Here is a 14673-nt window from a genome sequence, read left to right on the forward strand (position 1 = left end):
ACCTGATGTGATCACAACATCGGATCTGGCCCGACGGTGCGCGCGTATGACGCGTAACTCGGGGGAGTGTCGCCGCCGTGGCCGGATCCGGGGACGCGCGAGGCCCCGGTCGGCGGAGGTGAACGACCGGGGCCTCCGTCTGTCTCCCGCCCCTCCTCTCCCGCACGACGTGACGCACACGACAGCGCCGCCGTGCGGGACACGACGGCGCTGCTGTGCGGGACACCTCAAAAACGTCCTACCGGGAACGCGTCGGGGACGTCGTACGAGGTGCGTCGGTGACGTCGTACGGACTCCCGTCAGTGACGTCGCGCAGGCCACGCGCGGCGCTGCGTACGGGGAACGCCAGGCGCGACGTACGCCCCGGGAGGACCCCGGTGTCAGATCACCGGCGGCCGGCCGAGCCGGGTGAGCCGCCACACCGTCCGCCACCGCATCGGCCGCCGTTCCCCGCCGGGCTGCCGCAGTCCCTCCGCGAACCCGCCGAACCAGGCCCGCAGCCCGCCGACGGACCGCGTCCGCGCGAGGGTGAGCAGCATCCAGATCCCCAGGTGCACGGGGATCAGCGGCAAGGGAAGCCGGCGCCGGGTGAGCCACACGCGGTTGCGCGCGGTCACCCGGTAGTAGATGGCGTGCCGGGCGGGCGAGGTCTTGGGGTGCTGGAGCAGCAGCGCGGGCTCGTAGAGCACGGTCCACCCGGCGTCGATGGCACGCCAGGCCATGTCGGTCTCCTCGTGCGCGAAGAAGAACTCGGCGGGCCAGTCGCCGATCTCGGCGAGCATCGGCATGGACAGGGCGTGCCCGCCGCCGAGGAACCCGGTCACGGGGCCACCCCGCATCGGGTCCTTGGCTCCGACGCGGGGCACATGCCTGCGCTGCGTCTCCCCGTTCTCGTCGGCGATGCGGAATCCGACGATGCCGAGCCGCGGGTCGGCGGCGTACAGGTCCCGGACGCGGCGCAGCACGTCCCCGTCGACCAGCAGGCCGTCGTCGTCGAGCTCCACGACGACGTCGACGTCGCCGAATTCCGCCAGCCGCCGGAGCCCGACATTGCGGCCCCCAGGGCACCCGAGGTTCTCGTCGACCTCGATGGCCGTCACCTCACCCGGCAGGCCGAGGCGCTCGGCGAACTCCGGGAGCGGACAGCCGTTGCCGATGATCACGATCCGGGCGGGCGCGACGTCCTGCTTGGCCACGGAGGTGAGCAGCGCGTCGACCTCGGCGGGCCGATTCCCCATGGTCACCACGGCAACGGCGATCCGTGGCCCCTCCTCCGCCTGTGACACGACATCCACCCCATCCCGGCCGACAACTGTGCCGCGATGCTAGCCGTTCACCGGAATGACCCCTCACGTACGCCCCGGAGTACGTCCGGATGCGCGCCCGCACACCCGCGGCCGCCCGCCCCCGGCGCACGGACGAATCGGTCAGCCCGCGTACGCGCCCCTGACCTCCAGCTGCTCCACGACCGGCGGACCGGCCAGCCAGTCGTTCAGCCCCGCCTGGAACTCGCGGAACTCCGCGATCGCGGGCAGCGGGTTGTCGACGCCGTCGGCGAGTTCCAGCTGCGCGACGTAGCTGACGCCGTCGGGCAGCCGGAACGAGGTGTAGCGCACGCCCTCGGGCCGCTCCCGCTCGATCGCGGTGAACATCTTCCGCCGTGCCTCTTCCAGCGCGTCCACGAACTCGGGCTTCACCGTGGACCGCACCATCACGACCGTCATCTCGTCATCTCCCTCTCACCGGGCCACCGGATGTGGCGCCACCTCCCTGACGCGCGCGAGGACGGAAGTGTGACGGCGGGAGAGTGTGTGTCCGCCGTCACACACGCCGACCACGGACGCCCGACGTTCGTCCGGCGTCCGGCGTCCGGCGTCCGGCGTCCGGCCCACTCCCGCTCCGACACCCGCCCTGGCGCCCGCCCGATGCGTGCCTCGCGCTCGCCTCTCCCCCGCCTCTCGCCCGCCTCGCGCTCGCCTTTCGCTCCGTGACCAGCGGGTTCATGCTGAGACCAGAACAGCGGCCCGGCGCCCTTCCCCGGACGGGAGAGCCCGGCGAGTCTCCGGAGGGCGCCATGAACCTGCCTCCCGTCCCGCCGGCGGCGCCCCCCTCGCCCGGACCGGAAGTGAAGGACAAGGGACTCAAGGGCGGCGCACTGGGTCTCTTCTCCAGCACGGTGATCGGTCTGGCCTCGACCGCCCCCGCCTACAGCCTCGCGGCCACCCTCGGCGTCATCGTCGCCGTCGTCGGCTACCAGTCGCCCATCGTGATCGTCCTCGCGTTCGTCCCGATGTTCCTGATCGCCTACGGCTACAAGGAGCTGAACCGCGCGCACCCCGACTGCGGCACCACGTTCGCCTGGGCCTCCCGGGCCTTCGGCCCCCGTACCGGCTGGCTGGGCGGCTGGGGCATCGTCGCGGCCGACATCATCGTGATGGCCAATCTGGCGCAGATCGCCGGATCGTACGGCTTCCAGCTGGTGGGGGCTCAGGGACTGGCGGAGAACACCTTCTGGGTCACGGTGGTCGGCGTCGCGTGGATCGCCGTGATGACACTGATCTGCTACATCGGCATGGAGGTCTCGGCCGACTTCCAGAAACTGCTCCTGACGGTCGAGGTCGTGGTGCTCCTGCTGCTCGCCGTCACCGCCCTGGTCAAGGTCTACGGGGGCACCGCGCCGAGTGTCGCGTCGGAGGTCTCCTGGTCGTGGTTCGACCCCGCACGGATCGAGTCGGTCGACGCCCTGACCACCAGCGTGCTCGCCGGCGTCTTCATCTACTGGGGCTGGGACACCGCGGTGTCGGTCAACGAGGAGACCGTCGACCGCGACCGCACCCCGGGCCGCGCCGCCGTCCTCTCCACCGTCATCCTGCTGCTGGTCTACCTCATGGTCACGACGTTCGCGCTGGCCTTCGCCGGGACCGGCGACACGGGCATCGGCCTCGCCAACCCCGCGCACGCCGATGACGTGCTGTCCAGCCTGGGCGCCGAGGTCTTCGGCTCCGGCGCCTGGGGCGAGACCGCCACCAGGCTGCTGATCCTCATGGTGCTCACGTCGGCCGCGGCCTCCACCCAGACCACGATCCTGCCGAGCGCGCGCACCACGCTCTCCATGGCCGTGCACAAGGCCGTCCCGGACCGCTTCGCCCGCATCCACCCGCGCTTCCTCACCCCGACCTGGTCCACGGTCGGCATGGGCCTGGCCTCCATCGCCTTCTACGTGCTGCTGACCCAGGTGAGCGAGAACGTCCTCGCCGACTCCATCGGCTCGGTCGGTCTGATGATCGCCTTCTATTACGGGCTGACCGGATTCGCCTGCGTCTGGTACCACCGCAGGGTCCTCCGCCGCAGCCCCCGTGACCTGTGGACGAAGGGGATCATGCCCGGACTGGGCGGCGTCCTGCTGCTCTACTTCTTCGTCGACGCCTGCGTGGTGTACTCCGCGGCCGACTACGGCAGCACCTCCTGGACCCTCCCGTTCCCGCCGCACTGGCGGCTCGGCGGGGTCTTCGTCACCGGCATCGGCGCGCTCCTGCTCGGCGCCGGCCTGATGCTCGTGTACCGGAGGATCCGGCCCGGCTTCTTCCGCGGGGAGACCCTTCCGGTCTCCGGCGCCGACCCGGACACACCAGGCTGAACTGCGGGTCCGCCCGAACCGGACGGCACGGGCACGGCCGGCCCGCGAGTGGAGGCGCCGCCGTCCCGGGTCTAGCGTCGTAGGGACGGAGTCCTCCACCCGCGCAGGGAGGGTGATCATGGAGATCAAGGGTTCGGCAGCGCTTGTGACAGGGGCCAACCGCGGCATCGGGTCCGCCTTCGCCCGGGCGCTTCTCGCCCACGGCGCCGCCAAGGTGTACGCCGGTGTCCGCGATCCGGAGACCGTCCAGGACCCCGCGCTCACCCCGCTGCGGCTGGACGTCACCGACGAGGAGCAGGTCGCCGCGGCCGCACGTGAGGCCGACGACGTCAGCATCGTCATCAACAACGCCGGGATCGCCGCCGGCCCGTCCCTCCTCGAGGGCTCGCTCGAGGGCGCCCGGCGCGAGATGGAGGTCAACTACCTCGGCACCTGGGCCGTCTCCCGGGCCTTCGCGCCCGTTCTGGCCGCCCACGGCGGAGGGGCACTGGTCAACATGCTCTCCGTGGCGTCGTGGGTGGCCAACAGACGGCTGCCGAGTTACGCCGCCTCCAAGTCCGCCCAGTGGTCGCTGACGAACGCCTTCCGCCTGGCACTGCGCGAGCAGGGCACGCTGGTGATCGGCGTGCACGCCGGCTATGTGGACACCGACTTGGCGTCCTCCATCGACGCCCCGAAGATCCGTGCGAGCGACGTGGCCGAGCAGACGATGGCCGCGCTGCTCGCCGACGAACCCGAAGTGCTGGTCGACGAGGCCACCCGACAGGTACGCGCCGCTCTCTCCGGCGGGCTGGACACGCTGTACGCCAACCGCTGACGCCCCGTCCGCCACGGTCGCGTCCCCGCACGAAGAAGCCCGGCTCGGACACTGTCCGAGCCGGGCTTGAAAAGAGCCGCCTTCGGGATTCGAACCCGAGACCTACGCATTACGAGTGCGTTGCTCTGGCCATCTGAGCTAAGGCGGCGCGCTGTCCGCACTATGGTGCGATCAGCAACGTCGGTAAGTCTACACAGTTTCCGGGGGTGCTCCGCACACGCCCCCGCGCGCGGTCGGCGGGGGCGATCGGCAGCGCTACGAGCAGCGTTTTCCGTCGGCCGGAGGGGTTCCTTCGAGCAGGTAGCGGTTGATCGCGGAGTCGATGCACTGGCTGCCGCGGCCGTAGGCGGTGTGGCCGTCGCCCACGTACGTGAGGAGGGTCCCGGAGGAGAGCTGGGAGGCGAGGGACTGGGCCCAGCGGTACGGCGTCGCCGGGTCCCGGGTCGTGCCGACCACCAGGATCGGGGGCGCGCCCTTCGCCTCGATGCGGTGCGGCTCACCGGTGGCCCGCACCGGCCAGTACCCGCAGTTCAGCGCCGCCCAGGCCAGCCCCTCGCCGAACACGGAGGAGGCCTTCTCGAACGCGGGCAGGGCCTGCTCCACCTGGTCGGGGCCTTCGAACGCGGGTGGGAGGTCGAGGCAGTTCACGGCCGCGTTGGCGAACATCAGGTTCGCGTACTTGCCGTTCGCGTCGCGCTCGTAGTAGCTGTCGGCGAGGGCCAGCAGGCCCGCGCCGTCGTCGTCCTTCATCGCCGAGTCGAGCGCCTCGCGCAGCTGCTCCCAGGCCGCCTCGTCGTACATCGCCGCGATCACACCGGTCGTCGCGAGCGCCTCGCCGAGCTTGCGGCCGTCCGGATCGCCCGTCGGGATGGGCTTCTTGTCGAGCTCCTGGAAGAACGCCTTCAGGTTCTTGGCCATCTGCTCGGGGCTCGTGCCCGCGTCGCCCAGCGGACAGTCGCTGTGCTGGGCGCAGTCCTTCGCGAACGACTGGAACGCCGTCTCGAACCCGGCCGTCTGGTCCTCGTTCAGCCGGCGTGCGTCGATCGACGGGTCCATCGCGCCGTCCAGGACCATCCGCCCCACCCGGTCCGGGTAGAGGCCCGCGTACGTCGCGCCGAGGAACGTCCCGTACGACGCGCCCACGTAGTTCAGCTTCTTGTCGCCCAGGACCGCGCGCAGGATGTCCATGTCACGGGCGGCGTCCACCGTCGACACGTGCCGCAGCAGCTCCGGGGAGCGCGCCCCGCACCCCTCGGCGAACTTCTTGAACGCGTCGACGAGCTGCTGGGTCTCCTTCTTGTCGTCCGGGGTGGTGTCCGTCTGCGTGAACGCGTCCATCTGAGGCCCGGTGAGGCATTCGACCGGCTCGCTGCGGGCCACGCCACGCGGGTCCATGGCAACCATGTCGTAGCGGGCGCGGACGTCCGCCGGGTAACCGATTCCGGCGTACGACTGGAGGTAGTCGATGGCCGAACCGCCCGGCCCGCCCGGGTTGACCTGAAGCGAACCGAGCCGTGCGCCCGGCCCGGTGGCCTTCTTGCGGGCGACCGCCAGTCTGACGTCGCCCGCGTCCGGCTTCGCGTAGTCCAGCGGTGCCTTCATCGTGGCGCACTCGAAGCCGGGCACACCGCAGCTGCGCCAGCTCAGCTTCTGGTCGTAGTACCTCGACAGCCCGGACGGCGTGGAACTCGGCAACGCGGCCAGCGCCGTCACCTTCGTCGTGGACGCCGCCGACGAACTCCCGGAGGAGCAGCCGGAGACGAGCAGCGCGGTGGCGGCGAGCAGCACGCCCCCCGCGAGGAGGGGCCGGGACGACCGATGAGTGCGCCTCATGTACATCTCGCGAGCCTAACCCTGAGCGATCGATTGATCACCTTCAGTGGCGACAGAGCCTCGTACGAGTGACTCCGTCAACTCATCCTGCGCTTCCGACGGCCGGGGCGCACCCGCCGGGCGGCCTCAGCCCGCGCGCAGCGCCATGGTCATCGCCTCCACCGCGAGCAGCGGAGCCACATTGCGGTCGAGGGCCTCCCGGCACGCGGCGATCGCGTCGATGCGGCGCAGCGTGGACTCCGGAGTGCCGGCGCCGGCCAGCCGCTCCAGGGTGTCCTCCATCTCCGTGTTGGCCAGAGCCAGACGGGAGCCGAGCTGGAGCGCCAGTACGTCGCGGTAGAGCCCGGTGAGGTCGGTGAGGGCCAGGTCCAGGCTGTCGCGCTGCGTACGCGTTCTTCGCCGCTTCTGCCGGTCCTCCAGCTCCTTCATGACGCCGGCGGTGCCGCGCGGCATGCGGCCGCCCTGGGCCGCACCGAGGGCGGTCTTCAGCTCCTCCGTCTCCTTCACGTCGACTTCCTCGGCGAGCTGCTTGGCGTCCTCGGAGGCCGTGTCGATCAGCTCCTGGGCCGCCTTGAGGCAGCCGCCGACGTCGCCGACCCGCAGCGGGAGCTTGAGGACGGCGGCCCGTCGCTCCCGCGCGCGCGGGTCGGTGGCGAGACGGCGGGCCCGTCCGATGTGGCCCTGCGTGGCGCGCGCGACGGCGGCCGCCACGTCGGGCTCGATGCCGTCACGGCGGACGAGGATGTCGGCGACCGCGTCCACCGGCGGGGTGCGCAGGGTGAGCAGGCGGCAGCGGGAGCGGATGGTGGGCAGGACGTCCTCGACGGACGGGGCGCACAGGAGCCAGACCGTGCGGGGAGCGGGCTCCTCGACGGCCTTCAGCAGGACATTGCCGGCGCCTTCCGTGAGGCGGTCCGCGTCCTCCAGGACGATGGCCTGCCAGCGCCCCCCCGCGGGCGACATCTGGGCACGGCGGACCAGGTCACGGGTCTCCTTCACACCGATGGAGAGGAGATCGGTACGGACGATCTCCACGTCGGCGTGGGTACCCACCAGGCTCGTGTGGCAGCCGTCGCAGAAGCCGCAGCCGGGGACTCCGCCGAGCGCGCGGTCGGGGCTCACGCACTGGAGCGCCGCCGCGAACGCCCGGGCCGCCGTGGAACGGCCCGAGCCGGGCGGGCCCGTGAACAGCCATGCGTGCGTCATCTTGGACGCCTCGGGAGGCGGAGCGTCCGTGGCGGCCGCCGTGACGAGGGCGTCGGCGTCCCGGGCGGCGGCGGCGAGCTGCTCGCTCACCTTCTCCTGACCCACCAGGTCGTCCCACACGGGCACGGGGCACCGCCCTTTCGTCGCACTTTGCCTTGCCGAGTCCATTGTGCGGGTCGCCACTGACATTCGGTCCCGCCCGGGACGGATCGTCCCGGGCCGGCGCCCGGCCCGCCGCCTTCACCCGCGCCGGGATCCGGTCCCGCCGACCGCGACGGGCGTCCCGCCGACCGGCACTCGCGACACCACCGGTCGTCCGCCCCCTGCGCGTCGGGGGACTCCCCCACCCGCCCCCGCAGTGGCCGCCTGCCGGCCCATTGCCGTGCCGATGCCGGTGCCGGACGCCGCGGCCGTCAGCGGCGGCGGCCGCCGCGTCCCTCGTCCCGGTCCTCGTCCTCGCGCGGGCCGAGCAGCTCGTCCGCCAGGGTCGGGAGGTCGTCGAGCGGCGTCTCCTCGGCCCAGTCGGAGCGGGGCCGCCGGCGCACGGTGCCCTCCTCGTCGACCTGGGGCAGCTCACGCGTGCGGTCGTCGGCGCCGTCCGCCCGCGGGGCCGGCCGCTCGTCCCGGAAGAATCCCGGCGGCACCCGGTCCGTCGCGTCCCCGGCCTGCGCACCCGCGCGCCCCTCCCGTACGGGAGGCAGGACGGCCGTCTCGTCGGCGGCACCCGGGGCCACCTGCGGAATCACCGCGGTCTCGTCGGCCGCTCCGGGAGTGACCGGCGGCAGTACGGCCGTCTCGTCGGCGGCGCCCTGCGGCACCGGCGGCTTCGGCAGCTTCGCCGTCTCCTCGCTGTCGGAGCGGGACCCGGTACGCCGACGGGAGCCGGACTCGGCGCGCGAACCGGCGGACCGGTCCTCCTCGTCCCGCACGGTCTCGTCGCCCCGCGGTCCGTCCGACGCGTTCGACGGGGTCACCACCGGGGTGGGCACCGTCGTCTCGTTGTCCGGAACGCCTCCCGGGCGCGTGCCCGACGAGGCGGCCGACGTCCCCGGGGCGGCGGAGGGAGCGACAGTGGGAGCCACGGACGAGGCCGCCGCCTCCGCGGAAGCGGCCGCCGCCGTCGAGGCGGCCGCGGCCTGCGTCGCCGCCCGCCGGGCCTCCTCGGCCCGCAGCAAGGCCTCCTCGGCCTTCCGCTGCTTCTCCAGCCGGCGCGCCTCCGCCTCGGCCCTCAGCCGGGCCTCCTCCTCGGCCTGCCTGCGCAGCCGCTCCTCCTCGGCGGCGCGGGCCTGCTCCTCGGCGAGTCGCCGTACCCGCTCCTCCTCGGCACGACGGCGCGCGTCCTCCGCGCGCTGCCGGGCCTCCTCGGCCTGGCGCTCGGCCTCGCGCCGCTGCGCCTCCTCCAGCTCACGCTGCTTGCGCTCCTCCTCCTCGGCCCGGAGCTTGGCGAGCTGCTCCTGGCGCTCACGCTCCAGCCGCTCCTCCTCGGCCTTGCGGGCGGCCTCTTCCTCGGCCTTGCGCCGGGCTTCCTCCTCGGCCGCCTTACGGGCCTCCTCCTGCGCCTTCACCTCGGCCTCGGACAGCGGCAGCATGATGTCGAGCCGGTGCCGGACGACGGTGGTGACCGCCTCGGGCTCCTGTGCGGCGTCGACGACCAGATAGCGCCCCGGGTCGGCGGCGGCGAGGGTCAGGAAGCCGGACCGCACGCGCGTGTGGAACTCGACGGGCTCCGACTCCAGCCGGTCCGGCGCCTCGGTGAACCGCTCGCGGGCCGCCTCGGGCGACACGTCGAGCAGGACGGTCAGATGCGGAACGAGTCCGTTCGTCGCCCACCGGTTGATGCGGGCGACCTCCGTCGGCGACAGATCGCGGCCGGCGCCCTGGTAGGCGACCGAGGAGTCGATGTACCGGTCGGAGATGACGACGGCACCGCGCGCCAGGGCCGGCCGCACGACGGTGTCGACGTGCTCGGCACGGTCGGCGGCGTACAGCAGGGCCTCGGCGCGGTGCGAGAGGCCCGCCGACGACACGTCCAGCAGGATGGACCTCAGCCGCTTGCCGACCGGGGTGGCGCCCGGCTCCCGGGTGACCACGACCTCGTGGCCCTTGGACCTGATCCACTCGGCGAGCGCTTCCGCCTGGGTGGACTTGCCGGCTCCGTCGCCGCCCTCCAGGGCGATGAAGAAGCCGCTCGTGGCGGGCGTCTGGGCCGGGTCGTCGCCGCCGCGCAGCGCGTCACGCAGGTCGTGCCGCAGCGGCACTCCGGAGCGGTCGTCGACCTTGGCGAGCACCACCACGGCGACCGGCAGCAGCAGGGCGCCGACGAGCATCAGCGTGAAGGCGGCGCCGCCGTGCGCGAACACGAACTTGCCGTTCTCCAGGCGGTGCGGGCCGATCCCGGCGGCCACCAGGGGCGCCAACAGCGCGCCGAGCGCCACGAAGACCCGGACCACGGCGTGCAGGTGCTCGGTGGTGCGGGGGCGGCGATACTCCTCCGTCTCCTGGTCGAGGAGGGTGTGCCCGGTGTTCGCGGCGATGCCGGCGCCGATGCCCGCGAGGGCGAGGATCAGCAGCACGGTGGTGACGTCGGGGACGAGGCCCGCGGCGAGCAGCGCGACGCCCGTGCAGGCGATGGCCAGCGCGAGCAGCCTGCGCCGGGACAGCGACGGCAGCACGGACGGCGCCGTGCGGATGCCGACGACGACGCCTCCCGTGAGGGCCAGTACGAGCAGCCCGTACGTCACCGGGCCGCCGCCCAGGTCCTTGGCGTGCAGCACGCAGACGGCGACGGCGGCGGAGATCGCCCCGGCGACCGCGGCGCAGGCGATCACGAGCAGCGGGATCGCCCCGGTGCGGCCCTTGTCGACGCCGGTGCCGGTCTTGGGGCGGCGCAGTCCTTCGAGCGGTGACCGCGCGCGCGGGGTGCGCGCGTCGGGCAGTTCGAGGAAGGTGAGCACGGACAGCGAGGCGGCGAACAGTCCGGCCGCGACGTACGAGGCGAGCGCCGCCTGGTGCTGGTCGAACCAGACGATCCCGGCGCCCAGCAGATTGTTGACCAGCGACGCGACGACGAGCGTGGCGGCGGCGAGCGGCACCGACAGGAACGCCGTACGCAGCGACAGGCGCCGCAGCGCGTCCATGTGGTCGGGCAGCGGGCGCACCGAGGCGCCCTCCAGCGGCGGCGCGGGCAGCAGGGCGGGGGCCGCGCTCTCCCTGCACACCGTCCAGAACCGCTCGGCGGTACCGGTCACGAACGCGGTGACGAGGAGGACGGCGAGCGCGTCCTCCGGGGCCCAGTCGATCCACAGCGGCGCGATGATGAGCAGCACGGCCCGCAGCGCGTCCGCGCCGACCATGGTCCAGCGCCGGTCGAGCGGCCCGTCCGGCGAGGTCAGCGAGGTGAGCGGCCCGAGGAGCACGGCTCCGAAGAGCAGCGTGGCGAGGATGCGGGCGCCGAAGACGGCTGCCACGGCGAGGGCGGCACCGCGATAACCACCGCCGAACGAGCCCTCGCTGATCGCCGCCTGGAGGACCAGGACGACGAGCACCAGCAGGGCCAGCGCGTCCGCGACACCTCCCACCAGGTGCGCGCTCCACAGTCGCTTCAGCTGCGGCTGGCGCAACAGCGCGCGGACTGCGCGCTCGCGGGAGTCCGCGACCAGGGCGTCGTCGGGGGCGGGATGGTGGGCCGTTGGCTGCTCGGCTCGCGTCATCCTGCAAGCCTATCCGGACCCACTGACTCCCCGAAGGGGTGCCCGAACATACGGCCGCCCCCACACCGGATGGTGTAGGGGCGTACGCATGTCCGGGGCGCGAGCCCCCGGGTCTCAGCCTTCGGAGGCCGCCGTCTTCTTCGCGGCGGTCTTCTTGGCCGGGGCCTTCTTGGCGGCCGTCTTCGAAGCCGTCGTCTTCTTGGCCGCCGTCTTCTTGGCGGGGGCCTTCTTCGCGGGCGCCTTCTTCGCGGCCGTCTTCTTCGCGGTCTTCTTGGCCGGGCCCTTGGCGCGCTTCTCGGCGAGCAGCTCGTAGCCGCGCTCCGGGGTGATGTCCTCGACGCTGTCGCCCGAGCGCAGGGTCGCGTTGGTCTCGCCGTCGGTGACGTAGGGACCGAAGCGGCCGTCCTTGACGACGACGGGCTTCCCGCTGACCGGGTCCTCGCCGAGCTCCTTCAGCGGCGGCTTGGCGGCCGCGCGGCCACGCTGCTTGGGCTGGGAGTAGATCTCCAGCGCCTCTTCGAGCGTGATCGTGAAGAGCTGGTCCTCGGACTGGAGGGAGCGCGAGTCCGTGCCCTTCTTCAGGTACGGCCCGTAGCGGCCGTTCTGCGCGGTGATCTCCACGCCCTCGGCGTCCGCGCCGACCACGCGCGGCAGGGACATGAGCCGCAGCGCGTCCTCCAGCGTCACCGTGTCGAGGGACATCGACTTGAACAGCGACGCCGTACGCGGCTTGACGGCGTTCTTGCCCGTCTTCGGGGTGCCCTCGGGGAGCACCTCGGTGACGTACGGGCCGTACCGGCCGTCCTTGGCGACGATCTGGTGGCCGCTGACCGGGTCGGTGCCCAGCTCGAAGTCGCCGCTCGGCTTGGCGAGCAGTTCCTCAGCGAGCTCGACGGAGAGCTCGTCCGGGGCGAGGTCCTCGGGGATGTCGGCGCGCTGGTGGTTCTCGGCGTCCTTCTCCCCGCGCTCGATGTACGGGCCGTAGCGGCCGACGCGCAGCACGATGTCGTTGCCGACCGGGAAGGACGACACCTCGCGGGCGTCGATGGCGCCCAGGTCGGTGACGAGTTCCTTGAGGCCGCCGAGGTGGTCGCCGTCGCCGTTCCCGGCCTCGGCGGCGCCCGTGGCGTCGCCCTCGCCGAAGTAGAAGCGCTTCAGCCACGGCACGGCCTGGGCCTCACCGCGCGCGATGCGGTCGAGGTCGTCCTCCATCTTGGCGGTGAAGTCGTAGTCGACGAGCCGCCCGAAGTGCTTCTCCAGGAGGTTGACCACGGCGAAGGAGAGGAAGGACGGCACCAGGGCCGTGCCCTTCTTGAAGACGTAGCCGCGGTCGAGGATGGTGCCGATGATCGACGCGTACGTCGACGGGCGGCCGATCTCGCGCTCTTCGAGCTCCTTGACCAGGCTGGCCTCGGTGTAGCGGGCCGGGGGCTTGGTGGCGTGCCCGTCGACCGTGATCTCCTCGGCGGAGAGCGGGTCGCCCTGGTTGACCTGCGGCAGCCGGCGCTCGCGGTCGTCCAGCTCGGCGTTCGGGTCGTCCGCGCCTTCGACGTACGCCTTCAGGAAGCCGTGGAAGGTGATCGTCTTGCCGGACGCGCTGAACTCGGCGTCGCGGCCGTCGGCGGCCGTGCCGCCGATCTTCACCGTCACGCTGTTTCCGGTGGCGTCCTTCATCTGGGAGGCGACGGTGCGCTTCCAGATGAGTTCGTACAGCTTGAACTGGTCGCCGGTCAGCCCCGTCTCGGCGGGCGTGCGGAAACGATCACCCGAGGGGCGGATCGCCTCGTGCGCCTCCTGCGCGTTCTTGACCTTCCCGGCGTACGTACGCGGCTGCGCCGGCAGGTAGTCGGCGCCGTACAGCTGCGTGACCTGCGCACGGGCAGCGGCGACCGCCGTGTCGGACAGGGTCGTGGAGTCCGTACGCATGTAGGTGATGAAGCCGTTCTCGTACAGCTTCTGCGCCACCTGCATGGTGGCCTTGGCCCCGAAGCCGAGCTTGCGCGAGGCCTCCTGCTGGAGCGTCGTCGTACGGAACGGCGCGTACGGCGAGCGGCGGTACGGCTTGGACTCGACCGAGCGGACCGAGAAGTCGGTGTTCTCCAGGGCGGCGGCGAGCGCGCGGGCGTTCGCCTCGTCGAGGTGGAGCGTGTTCGCGCTCTTGAGCTGCCCCAGCGAGTCGAAGTCGCGGCCCTGGGCGACGCGCCTGCCGTCGACCGTCGCGAGACGGGCGACGAGGGTGGACGGGTCGCTCGGGTCGCCGGCCCGGCCGGTGCCGAAGGTGCCGGTCAGGTCCCAGTACTCGGCGGAGCGGAAGGCGATGCGCTCGCGCTCCCGCTCGACGACGAGTCGGGTCGCCACGGACTGGACGCGGCCCGCCGACAGCCGCGGCATGACCTTCTTCCACAGGACGGGCGAGACCTCGTAGCCGTAGAGGCGGTCGAGGATGCGGCGGGTCTCCTGGGCGTCGACCATGCGCTTGTTCAGGTCGCGCGGGTTGGCGACGGCCTCGCGGATCGCGTCCTTGGTGATCTCGTGGAACACCATGCGCTTGACCGGGACCTTGGGCTTCAGGACCTCGAGGAGGTGCCACGCGATGGCTTCGCCCTCGCGGTCCTCATCGGTGGCGAGGAAGAGTTCGTCGGAGTCCTTCAGCAGGTCCTTGAGCTTCTTGACCTGGGCCTTCTTGTCGGCGTTGACCACGTAGATCGGCTGGAAGTCGTGCTCGACGTCCACGCCGAGGCGGCGCACCTCGCCGGTGTACTTCTCGGGCACCTCCGCGGCGCCGTTGGGAAGGTCACGGATGTGCCCGACGCTCGCTTCGACGACATAGCCGGGGCCGAGGTAGCCCTTGATCGTCTTCGCCTTGGCAGGCGACTCGACGATGACGAGTCGGCGGCCGCCATTTGCGGTGTCGCTGGTCGGGGACAACTTCGCTCTTCTCTCCGGTCGACGCGGGGGGGGCTCCCCGGGTTCTCGCTCCCGAGGGTCGGGTCGTGCTGACGCTGCGGAGTGTGACGGTACATCCCGCCCCCGTGTCAAACGGGAAAAGCCCGCAACGGCCACTCGAACGGTAACCCGACTACCGCCATTCCTGCCGCCCGGAGTGCCGACCAGGTCTTTCCGGCTTATCCGGAGTGTGACCTCCCAGTTACTGGAACCGGTGTGCTCACGCGCGCGTGAAACACCACATCCCGAGTGCCAGCGCACCTGTTCCGGCGACGCTCGCGAGGGCCGCCGATGCGACGCGGTTCACACCGTGGGCGACGGGCTCGCCGTGCCGCACCCGGACCGTCGTCCAGGCCAGCAGTCCGCCTCCGAACAGGGCGAACACCGTCCCCACGAAGATCGCCGGTCCGCTTTCCATGAGATCGTCCTTCCGCCCCCGGGTGCTCCGGATCGGGAGGCTGGCACGCCCCGGAAGCGCCCGTGCGAACCCACGGTGAACGCAGGGCGTCCGGCGTCCCATGGCC

General features: G+C 72.2%; 9 protein-coding genes and 1 tRNA gene. 2 read left to right on the forward strand and 8 right to left on the reverse strand.

Features of this window, described 5'->3' with window-relative positions:
- Positions 1–380: 380 nt before the first annotated feature.
- Positions 381–1286: a glycosyltransferase family 2 protein gene (locus ABEB03_RS00475; protein WP_345639608.1), complete on the reverse strand. Its 906-nt coding sequence runs from the start codon at positions 1284–1286 to the stop codon at positions 381–383.
- Between the two features lie 141 nt (positions 1287–1427).
- Positions 1428–1724, reverse strand: coding sequence for a hypothetical protein (locus ABEB03_RS00480; RefSeq protein ID WP_345639609.1), 297 nt, complete (start codon positions 1722–1724; stop codon positions 1428–1430).
- Between the two features lie 350 nt (positions 1725–2074).
- On the opposite strand from ABEB03_RS00480, the gene ABEB03_RS00485 reads away from it, so the two are divergent.
- On the forward strand, positions 2075–3637 hold the full coding sequence (locus ABEB03_RS00485; protein ID WP_345639610.1) for an APC family permease: 1563 nt from the start codon (positions 2075–2077) through the stop codon (positions 3635–3637).
- Between the two features lie 118 nt (positions 3638–3755).
- Complete coding sequence (locus ABEB03_RS00490) at positions 3756–4454, forward strand: SDR family oxidoreductase (protein ID WP_345639612.1); 699 nt, start codon at positions 3756–3758, stop codon at positions 4452–4454.
- A 74-nt stretch (positions 4455–4528) separates the two neighbouring features.
- Here ABEB03_RS00490 and ABEB03_RS00495 read toward each other — a convergent pair.
- From ABEB03_RS00495 to ABEB03_RS00520, 6 genes are all read right to left on the reverse strand, one after another.
- A tRNA-Thr gene (locus tag ABEB03_RS00495) sits at positions 4529–4602 on the reverse strand.
- Positions 4603–4709: 107 nt separating this feature from the next.
- Complete coding sequence (locus tag ABEB03_RS00500) at positions 4710–6293, reverse strand: alpha/beta hydrolase (RefSeq protein WP_345639614.1); 1584 nt, start codon at positions 6291–6293, stop codon at positions 4710–4712.
- 120 nt (positions 6294–6413) lie between these two features.
- Positions 6414–7619 carry a DNA polymerase III subunit delta' gene (locus ABEB03_RS00505; protein ID WP_345639616.1) on the reverse strand — a complete coding sequence of 402 codons (1206 nt, stop codon included), beginning with the start codon at positions 7617–7619 and terminating at the stop codon, positions 6414–6416.
- A 287-nt stretch (positions 7620–7906) separates the two neighbouring features.
- Complete coding sequence (gene tmk, locus ABEB03_RS00510; protein ID WP_345639618.1) at positions 7907–11203, reverse strand: dTMP kinase; 3297 nt, start codon at positions 11201–11203, stop codon at positions 7907–7909.
- 114 nt (positions 11204–11317) lie between these two features.
- Entirely contained in the window at positions 11318–14131 is a 2814-nt protein-coding gene (gene topA / locus ABEB03_RS00515) for a type I DNA topoisomerase (RefSeq protein WP_345639621.1), read from the reverse strand.
- Positions 14132–14369: 238 nt separating this feature from the next.
- Complete coding sequence (locus ABEB03_RS00520; protein WP_095935680.1) at positions 14370–14567, reverse strand: hypothetical protein; 198 nt, start codon at positions 14565–14567, stop codon at positions 14370–14372.
- Positions 14568–14673 lie beyond the last annotated feature (106 nt).

It is taken from the genome of Streptomyces siamensis, assembly GCF_039543605.1.
In the GTDB taxonomy this organism is placed as follows: domain Bacteria; phylum Actinomycetota; class Actinomycetes; order Streptomycetales; family Streptomycetaceae; genus Streptomyces; species Streptomyces siamensis.